Origin of the sequence: Pseudomonas sp. Q11 (assembly GCF_024494355.1) — a bacterium.
Classification (GTDB): domain Bacteria; phylum Pseudomonadota; class Gammaproteobacteria; order Pseudomonadales; family Pseudomonadaceae; genus Aquipseudomonas; species Aquipseudomonas hefeiensis.
In genome coordinates this window covers 406,170-415,749 of sequence record NZ_JAKNQY010000002.1, presented here as the reverse complement: position 1 = coordinate 415,749, position 9,580 = coordinate 406,170, and the positions used below count along the sequence as shown (strand labels likewise).

Below are 9,580 nucleotides of genomic sequence, written 5' to 3'. Positions count from 1 at the left end.
CTGACCCAACGCCTTCGCGAGCAAGCCCGCTCCCACAGGGAATGCATTTAACCGTAGAAACGCGGCCGCTCCGGCAGCTCGACTTTGACAATCTGCCCGTTCTGCTGCGCTTCGACGCAGGCATCCGCCGCCACCGCTGCGGCGAAGCCGTCCCAGGCCGAGGGTCCAGCCACTTGCCCGGCGCGCACGCCGTCGATGAACGCCTGCAACTCAACGTCGTAAGCCGCAATGAAGCGGTCCTTCCAGTCCATCAGAATGGCGTTGGACAGCTTGGCGCCACTGCGCAGTTGCACCTGGGACGGCTCCGGGAGCTTGGCGATGCCCGTCTCCCCCACCACTTCGCACTGGATGTCGTAGCCGTACTGGCAATTGACGAAAACCTCCACATCGATGCGCGTGCCCCTGGCGGTTTCCAGCAGCACGATCTGCGGATCGCGCAGGTGCGCCAGCGCCTTGCTGGTCTTGCGCGGGAACACCACCTGCACCGAAACGTAGTCATCGGCCAGCAGCCAGCGCAACACATCCAGCTCATGGATCAAGGTGTCGGTGATCGCCATGTCGGTCTTGTAATTCTCCCCCACGCTCGGATTGCGATGAGCGCAGTGCAGCATCAGCGGCTCGCCGATCTGGCCGCTGTCGATCACCGCCTTGAGCGCTCGATAGCCTTCATCGTACGGGCGCATGAAACCGACCTGCACCAGGCGCTTGCCATGGGCGACTTCGGCTTCGACGATCTTGCGACAGCCTTCGGCCGTGACCGCCAGGGGCTTTTCACAGAACACCGGTTTACCCGCCGCGATCGCCGCCAGTACGAATTCTTCGTGGCTCGGGCCCCAGGAAGTGACCAGGATCGCCTCCACGTCCGGCGCCTTGATCAATGCATGACCGTCGGGATAGACCTCGGCAGTCAGTTTCAAGTCGGCCACCACCTTCGCCGCCTGGGCGAGGTTGATGTCGGTCACCGCCACCACCTGGCTGTTGAGCAAGGTCTGGCTGCAACGACGGATATGGTCCTGGCCGATGGCCCCGGTGCCGATGACGCCCAGCTTCAAAGACATGAAAAACTCCTTTCGTAGGATTGGGGCTGTTAATACTGGCGAGCCTCGGCCAGTCGTTCATTGAGGGTTTTGGCGACCGCGTCGGTGCGGGGGCTGGTGGAGACTTGCGCCACGCCGACCCGCCACCACGACAGGTAGCTGTGAATCATGGTCTTGGGCAAGACCTTGATATCGATCAGGGTCGAGACTGTTTGCAGCCGCGCATCGGCCAGGGCGGCGTGCAGTTCGTCGAGGGTCTTGACCGTGTAGGTCTTGCAGCCGTAGGCCGCCGCGCTCATGGCGAAGTCCACCGGCACAAAGCCGCCATCGAGCTTGCCGGTGTCCGGGTTGCGGAAGCGAAACTCGGTGCCGAAGCTGTCCATGCCGTTGCCCATCTGCAAATTGTTGATGCAACCAAACGTCATGTTGTCCAGCAGCACCACATTGATCTTGCGACGCTCCTGGATCGAGGTCGCCAGCTCCGAATGCAGCATCATGTAAGAGCCGTCACCCACCAGGGCATAGACCTCTTTTTCGGGCTCGGCCAGCTTCACGCCCAGCGCCGCGTTCACCTCGTAGCCCATGCACGAATAACCGTACTCGACGTGATAGGTGTTCACGCCCTTGCTGCGCCAGCTGCGTTGCAAGTCGCCGGGCAGGCTGCCGGCAGCGGCGACGATAATCGCCTCATCCGCCAGGGTCTCGTTGAGGGTGCCCAGCACACGGCTCTGGGTCAGGCAGGAGCCGGTGAGTTCGATGAATTCGCGAAATACGGCCGGGTCCATGTGATCGTTGATTTCAGGGATGAAATCCTGAGTCTGGAAGTCAGCCTGATAGATCCGGTCCACTTCGGCATCCAGTTGGGCTTTGGCATCGGCGATCTGCCCGCCCCATTCGGCACGATAGTCACCCATCGCGGCGAACAACGCCTCCAGACCGGAGCGCGCGTCGGCCAGCAGTTGCACACCGTCGAGCTTCAAGGCGTCGCACGGGCTGATGTTGAGGTTAAGAAACTGCACATCCGGATGCTGGAACAGCCATTTGGACGCGGTGGTGAAATCGCTGTAGCGGGTGCCAATCCCGATAATCAGGTCGGCTTCCTTGGCCAGCAGGTTCGCCGCCAGGCAACCGGTTTCGCCGATGCCACCGACATTCAGCGGATGGCTGGACACCACCGCGCTCTTGCCGGCCTGGGTCTCGGCGAAGGGGATTGCGAAGCGCTCGGCAAACGCCTGCAACGCTGCGTTGGCCCCGGCGTATTTCACCCCGCCACCGCAGATGATCAGCGGCTGGCGCTTGCCCTTGAGCAGCGCCAGGGCATCGCCGAGCATCGCTTCGGTGGCCGGGCGGCGGTCGATGCGGTGAACGCGCTTTTGCAGAAAGTAATCGGGGTAATCGTAGGCTTCGGCCTGCACGTCCTGGGGCAGCGCCAGGGTCACCGCGCCGGTCTCGGCCGGATCGGTGAGCACGCGCATGGCGTGGATCGCGGCGCTCATCAGTTGCTCGGGGCGGTTGATGCGATCCCAGTATTTGCTCACGGCCTTGAACGCATCGTTGGTGCTGATGCTCAGGTCATGGAACTGCTCGATCTGCTGCAACACCGGGTCCGGTTGGCGACTGGCGTAGACGTCGCCGGGCAACAGCAGCAACGGAATACGGTTGGCCGTCGCCGTGGCGGCGGCGGTCAACATGTTCGCCGCGCCAGGGCCGACCGACGACGTACAAGCGTAGATTTTGCGGCGCAGGTGTTGCTTGGCGAAACCGATGGCAGCGTGGGCCATGCCCTGCTCGTTGCGACCCTGATGGACCACCAGGTCACCGCTGTCCTGCTCCAGCGCCTGGCCCAGCCCCAGCACATTGCCGTGGCCAAAAATAGTAAAGACCCCGGCGACGAATTTGCTCTGGACGCCATCGACCTCGACGTACTGGTTATCGAGGAATTTCACCAGGGCCTGGGCCATGGTCAGTCGTGTTGTGGTCATGCTTGCACCTTGTCTGGAATGCAAATTTGGCAAATTTACTCAATCCCTGTGGGAGCGAGCCTGCTCGCGAAGGCGTCCCGTCTGCTGGCATACAGGTGACTGAACCACTGCTATCGCGAGCAGGCTCGCTCCCACAGGGGTTCTTCATCATTTTGAGGACTGTGTCAGGCCTGGGGGTTTTGCAAGTGGTTCATACTCGCCCCCAATGCCTGGCGGATGTCGGCCAGTTCATGAATGCTCTGGGCAAATGGTTCGAAGGACAGGTAGCCCTCGTAACCACCGGCCCGCAACGCCTCGATCTGCGCGGCATTGCCCAGGATGTCGGCCTCGCCCACCAGCACGCGGTGGCCGTCGCGGATGGTCGTCAAGGGTGCCTGGGCATCCTCGACACCGGAGATGTGTACCAGCCCGGTCAGCTCGGGGAAAAATTCCTGCTCATCGGCCAGATGATGGTGAAAGGTGTCGTGCACCAGGCGGAATACATCCAGCCCGTCAACGCTCTTGATCGCCTCGACCGCCGTGCGTTTGCGCCGCAGCGAGCACTCCTCGAAGCCCAGGGGTTCGATGAAACCGTAGATGCCAAAGGCCCGCAGGATTGGCGCCAGTTCACTGAGGGCCATGTGCAGCCCCGCCGCGCGCTCAGCCTCGCTACGCGGGTCAGCGCGGTCGTTGAGCGGGCACATCACCAGCCCCTCGGCGCCGCATTCGCGGGCATAGTCCGCCAGCCGCACGGCCTGGGCACGGCGCTCCTCGTTCCAGACGTCGAAGGGATACAGCGCGTTGATCGACAACACCTTGATACCCCGCTCCTCGCACAATTCACGCACCTGTGCCGGTGGCATGCCGTTTTCGATCTCGACTCCTTGCAGGTCGTTGCGAATCTCGATTGCATCGGTTTTCAAGGCCAGCGCCAGGTCAATGAAATCAGGCAGTGACAGGCGCGGGGCAACCATTCGGTTCAGGGCAAAACGCAGGGGTTTGTTCATGTTGTTATCCCTCCGGCATTCATAAACGGTTATTGGGCAGTCGGCATGCTGAACTCGGGGCCCTTGGCGATGCTGTCGGGCCAGCGCTGCATCACGCTTTTGTAGCGGCTGTAGAAGCGCAGACCTTCTTCACCGTAGGCATGGTGATCGCCGAACAGCGAACGCTTCCAGCCGCCAAAGGAATGCCAGGCCATGGGCACCGGAATCGGTACGTTGATGCCGACCATGCCGACCTTGATGCTGCGGGCAAACGCCCGGGCAATACCGCCGTCACGGGTGAAGCAGGACACCCCGTTGCCGAATTCGTGAGCATTGATCAAGGCCACGGCACTGGCGAAATCCGCCACGCGGACGATGCCCAGCACCGGGCCGAAGATCTCTTGCTGGTAGATGCTCATCTGGGCGGTGACCTGGTCGAACAGCGTCGCGCCGACAAAAAAACCCTGCTCGGCCCCCGGCACCGTGAAACCACGGCCGTCGACGATCAGGCGAGCGCCCTCGGCCACGCCGGTGTCGATGAAACCTTCCACCTTGGCCTTGTGCTCGGCGGTCACCAGCGGCCCCATGTCGGTACCGGGTTGCTGGCCGTTGCCGATTTTCAACTGGTCAATGCGAGGCAACAGTTTGGCAATCAATTCATCGCCCACATCACCCACCGCCACGGCAATGGAAATCGCCATGCAGCGTTCACCGGCCGAGCCGTAGGCCGCGCCGATCAATGCGTCCGCCGCCTGGTCGAGGTCGGCATCGGGCATGACGATCATGTGATTTTTTGCCCCGCCAAGCGCCTGTACACGCTTGCCGTTCGCTGTTCCCTGCTGATGGATGTATTCGGCGATGGGCGTGGAGCCGACAAAGGAAATCGCTTCGACGTCCGGGTGCTGCAACAGCGCATTTACCGCCACTTTGTCGCCCTGGACCACGTTGAACACACCGTCCGGCAACCCGGCCTCCGTCAGCAGCCGGGCCATCAGCAAACTGGCGGACGGGTCACGCTCCGAAGGCTTGAGGATGAAGCAGTTGCCGGTGACCAGTGCCAGGGGAATCATCCACAGCGGCACCATCACCGGGAAGTTGAACGGCGTGACACCGGCACACACGCCCAAGGGCTGGCGCAGGTTCCAGTTGTCGATGCCGCCGCCGATGTTGTCGCTGAAATCGGTCTTGAGCAGGTTCGGCGCACCGCAGGCGTACTCGACAATCTCAATGCCACGAGTGACCTCGCCATGGGCATCGGACAGCACCTTGCCGTGCTCGCGACTGATGATTTGCGCCAGTTCGTCATGATGGCGGTCGAGCAATTCCTTGAACTTGAACATCACCCGCGAACGGCGCAAGGAGGATTGCTCGGACCAGCCCGGGAATGCCGCCAGCGCCGAGGCCACCGCGGCCTTGACGGTGCCCGGTTCGGCCAGCGCCACCCGGGCCTGGACCGCGCCGGTGGCCGGGTTGAAGACGTTGCTGAACCGTGCGGTGTCGCTGTCCTGCACTCGACCGCTGATGTAATGGCCTACTACCGGGGCGTCGCTCATTGTTCTTGTTCTCCGTGCAAAGGGTGGAAGTCAGAGATCGAGCAGCCAACTGTGCTGCGGATCGTTATGGAATTGCCAGACCCGCTTCGGACCGGCCATGACGTTCAGGTAATACGACTCGTACCCGTAAGGCACGCTGACCGGGTGGTAACCCTTGGGCACCACCACCAGGTCGCTGTTTTCCACGGCCATGGCCTGGTCGATGCTGCGGTCATCGGTGTAGACCCGCTGGAACACGAACCCTTGGGACGGGTTGACCTGGTGGTAATAGGTTTCTTCCAGAAAGCTTTGGTGTGGCAGGTCGTCGGTGTCGTGCTTGTGGGGCGGGTAGCTCGATGAATGCCCCGACGGCGTGCGCACTTCCACCACCAACAGCGAATGGGCCGGTTCACTGTCGGGCAGGATGTCGCAGACATAACGAGTGTTGGCACCCTTGCCGCGCACGCTGCGCTTCATGTTGTCGGGACGGATCAACCGTGGGCCATAGTTGTTCTGGTCGCCGCCCGGCGCGGCACACACGGCCAGCTGCACGTCGCTCAGGGCGGTCACCTGGGCCTGGCTGCCGGGCGGCAGGTAAATGGCGTAGGGCGATTTGTCCTCGAACACCGATTGACGATCACCCAGGTTGTCCCAGTCGAAGCTGCCCTGCCCCGGCGCTTCACCCTTGAGGCTGATGCGCCCGCTGAGCAAGACCAGGCACAGTTCCTTGTCGGCGGCAGCCACCGGCAGCTTTTCACCAAGGCTCAAGCGGTAGGCGGCAAACCCGACATACTCCAGTTCGCCGGCGGGTAGCTGGACCATGGTCTGGCCGCTTGGCTGGCTTTTGATCAACAGGCTCATGACGCAGTCCTCTCTTGCAGCAAGGCACGCAGGGTGTCGTAGCCTTTCTTGGCGTAGGCATAACTCGGGGCCACGGCCGGATCCTGTTCGGCTTCTACGACCAGCCAACCGTGATAGTCGGCGGCCAGCAGGACGTCCAGCAACGCGGCGAAGTCGATGTCACCGTCACCCGGTACGGTGAAGGTGCCGTTGATGATGCAGTCGGGGAAACTCCAGAGGTTGTTGCGCGCCAGTTGCACCACAGGCTTGCGCACGTCCTTGAAATGCACATGGCAAATGCGCTCGATGTGCTTGCGCAACACCTGCAAGGGTTCGCCGCCACCCATGTAGCAGTGGCCCGAGTCGAACAGCAGGCCGACTTCGCTGCCGGTCAGGGCCATTAGTTTGTCGATGTCCGAAGGCGACTCGACATAGGCGCCCATATGATGGTGATACGCCAGGCGCACCCCGCGGGACAGGGTGAAGCGCGCCAGTTCGGTGAGTTTTTCCGCGTAGTCTTGCCAGGCTTCATCCGTGTGAAACCGCGGCCGCTCGATCAGCGGGATGCGCTGGCCTTGAATGGAATCGGCCACCTCGCCGTACACCAGCACCGCCGCACCGTTTTGCGCCAACAACTCGACATGGCTGGCGATGGCATCGATCTCTTCGGCCGCCGAGCGCCGGGCCAGGCGACTGGAATACCAGCCGGAGACCAGCGCCAGGTCATAGGGCCGCAGCACATCGCCAACGCCCTTGGCATCCTTGGGAAACTTGCCATTGAGTTCGAAACCTTGGTAACCGATTTCCTTGCCTTCGCTCAGCGCCGTACTCAACGGCGTCTCGCCACCCAACGATGGCAGGTCGTCGTTGCTCCAGGAAATCGGGTTGATGCCAATTCGAATAGCGGGCATGGCTGCACCTTTTATTGTTTTTACCTAACCATTGAAGACGGCGATGAACCCTGTGGGAGCGAGCCTGCTCGCGATAGCGGTGTGTCAGGCGACTTAATGTTGACTATCAGTCCGCTATCGCGAGCAGGCTCGCTCCCACAAGATCAGTGTTCACAGCTTTTAACTTCGCGCAGCACGCCACGCCTCGATCAACTGCACAAACCTGTCCTGCACCTGCCGGATCAACGTTTCATCGTCGATTTCCCCGACCAGCCAGGCTCGACTCGGTTCCTGGAAAATCGTCCGTCCGACAGCAAACCCACGGCAGGTGGTGCTCTGACTGGCCTGGCGAAAGCCTTCAGCCAGTGCAGCGGCCGGGGCGTTGAGGCCCAGCAGTACCACACCTCGGCAATAGGGATCACGCTGTTGAATCAGCTCATCAAGTTGCTTCCATTCGTCTGCCGTCTGGGCTTCGATTTTCCACCAGGCCGGGAAGATGCCCAGGTTGTAGAGGCGCTTGAGGGCGCGATAGAGCACGTCCGGATGCGCCGACGGATGATCCTTGGGCGGGATGACCTCCAGCAGCAGTTCGTGACCGCTGACCTGGGACGCCTGATACAACCCCAGCAGTTGCGCCTCCTGCTCCAGGCGCAGCAGCGGTTCGTCGTCGGGGTGAAATTGCACCAGGCACTTGATGATCTGCTCCTGTGGCCAGGCGATCAGGTTGCTGCCAATGGAGCGCCCGTGTTCGAACGCCAGTGGTCGCGAACCCTGGACTTCCACCGGCCGCGCCACCCACCAGTCACGTCCGGTGGCGGCGTTCAGCGAATCCTGGCCGAAACGTTGATCGGCCAGCAGACCGACATCGGCCTCAATGCCCTGACGTTTCAGGTCGGCTTCGACCCGCTCCACGGCCTGGATGAACAGTTGCTTGAGTTCGCTGATGGCGCTCAGCTCGCGCCCGCCTTTGTGGGCCAGCTCCACCAGTTGCCAGCGATGATCGAAGGCAAAGATGAACAGTTGTTTCCATTGTTTGCGCGGCACGCTGACCTGATGCAGACGTTGCAATACCACGTCCTGATCCGGCCGGGTAATCGGCATGGGGCTGTTGAACAGGTAGTCGAGTTCAGCCCGGGTCGGCATCGCCGGGGCACAGGCATGGCGTGACACCACCAGACCACCGCAGGCATTGGCCAACTGGCAGCAGCGTTCATCGCTGGCGTCCTCCAGCCAACCGGCGAGAAAACCCGACATGAACGCATCACCTGCGCCCAAGACGTTCAGGACTTCGACACGAACCCCGGGATAGAGGGCGCCGTCTTCAAGTCGGCTCGGGATGGCGCCGTGGATCACCGTGCAGCCCTGCGGGCCAAGCTTGACCACCAGGGTCGCTGTCGTGAGCGAGCGCACGGTGCGCAATGCGCTCAACAGGTCTTCGCTGCCACCGGCAATCAGGAACTCTTCCTCGGTGCCGACGATCAGGTCAAAACGCCGCAGGATGCCTTGCACGTGCTGGCTGACCTTCCGGTCGGCGACGAACCGGGTCTCGCCATCGGCCTTGCCTGCCAGGCCCCAGAGTACCGGGCGATAGTCGATGTCCAACACCCGTTTGACGCTGTGTTTCTCGGCGTAATCCAGTGCCTGGGTGCTGGCCTTGTAGACGCCTTCGGTAGAGAAATGAGTGCCGGTGATCAGCAGCGCCTTGCTGGAGGCAATGAACGTTTCATTGATGTCCTCGGCGCGCAACGCCATGTCGGCGCAGTTTTCCCGGTAGAACACCAAGGGAAAGGTTTCCCGGTCCTTGATACCCAGCAGGACCATGGCCGTCAGGCGTTCAGGGTCGATCTTGATGCCACTGACATCGCAGCCCTCGCGCGCCAGGGACTCCACCAGGAAGCGGCCCATATGGTCGTCCCCTACCCGGCTCAGCATCGCCGACTTGAGCCCCAACCGTGCGGTGCCGAAAGCGATGTTGGCCGACGAGCCACCCAGGTATTTGGCGAAGCTCGATACATCTTCCAAGCGCGCTCCGACTTGCTGCGCGTAGAGGTCGACGCCCAGGCGTCCCAGGCAGATCACATCCAATTGACGCCCACTGGCAAAACGAGTCTGGCCCATGCTGGCTCCTGTTATTTTTATCAGCCCGCGCTTGCCACCGAAACTGGCGCCAACGCTGTTGGTGGATGCAGACTAAAACGAGCAGCGACCAATAATCAATAATTATTCTATAATTTTTTAACGTGGAATATTTTTTCCAATACGCTATCACCGAAGCGCGCCAGACGCAGTGCATCGTTTCAGCAGCGACTGCAACGGTGTCTGCTCATGATTTTC

At 61.6% G+C, this 9,580-nt stretch carries 7 protein-coding genes; all 7 read right to left on the bottom strand.

The window, feature by feature from the left end; translation table 11 throughout:
* Positions 1-47 precede the first annotated feature (47 nt).
* The 7 genes from MA884_RS04040 to iolC all read right to left on the bottom strand — a co-directional run bounded on the left by MA884_RS04040 (position 48) and on the right by iolC (position 9,364).
* Positions 48-1,058 (bottom strand): Gfo/Idh/MocA family protein, encoded by a 1,011-nt coding sequence (locus tag MA884_RS04040; RefSeq protein WP_256229146.1) that lies wholly within the window; start codon positions 1,056-1,058, stop codon positions 48-50.
* Between the two features lie 29 nt (positions 1,059-1,087).
* The gene (iolD, locus tag MA884_RS04035) at positions 1,088-3,019 is read right to left on the bottom strand and encodes a 3D-(3,5/4)-trihydroxycyclohexane-1,2-dione acylhydrolase (decyclizing) (RefSeq protein ID WP_256229145.1); all 1,932 of its coding nucleotides are present in this window, start codon (positions 3,017-3,019) and stop codon (positions 1,088-1,090) included.
* A 164-nt stretch (positions 3,020-3,183) separates the two neighbouring features.
* A complete protein-coding gene (locus tag MA884_RS04030; RefSeq protein WP_256229144.1) occupies positions 3,184-4,005 on the bottom strand; it encodes a TIM barrel protein in 822 nt (273 codons plus the stop codon).
* 29 nt (positions 4,006-4,034) lie between these two features.
* Entirely contained in the window at positions 4,035-5,537 is a 1,503-nt protein-coding gene (locus MA884_RS04025) for a CoA-acylating methylmalonate-semialdehyde dehydrogenase (protein ID WP_256229143.1), read from the bottom strand.
* 30 nt (positions 5,538-5,567) lie between these two features.
* Positions 5,568-6,377: a 5-deoxy-glucuronate isomerase gene (gene iolB / locus MA884_RS04020; RefSeq protein WP_256229142.1), complete on the bottom strand. Its 810-nt coding sequence runs from the start codon at positions 6,375-6,377 to the stop codon at positions 5,568-5,570.
* Entirely contained in the window at positions 6,374-7,267 is an 894-nt protein-coding gene (iolE, locus tag MA884_RS04015; protein ID WP_256229141.1) for a myo-inosose-2 dehydratase, read from the bottom strand. Before iolE ends, iolB begins: the two co-directional genes overlap by 4 nt.
* A gap of 159 nt (positions 7,268-7,426) precedes the next feature.
* On the bottom strand, positions 7,427-9,364 hold the full coding sequence (gene iolC / locus MA884_RS04010) for a 5-dehydro-2-deoxygluconokinase (RefSeq protein WP_256229140.1): 1,938 nt from the start codon (positions 9,362-9,364) through the stop codon (positions 7,427-7,429).
* Positions 9,365-9,580: the final 216 nt, after the last annotated feature.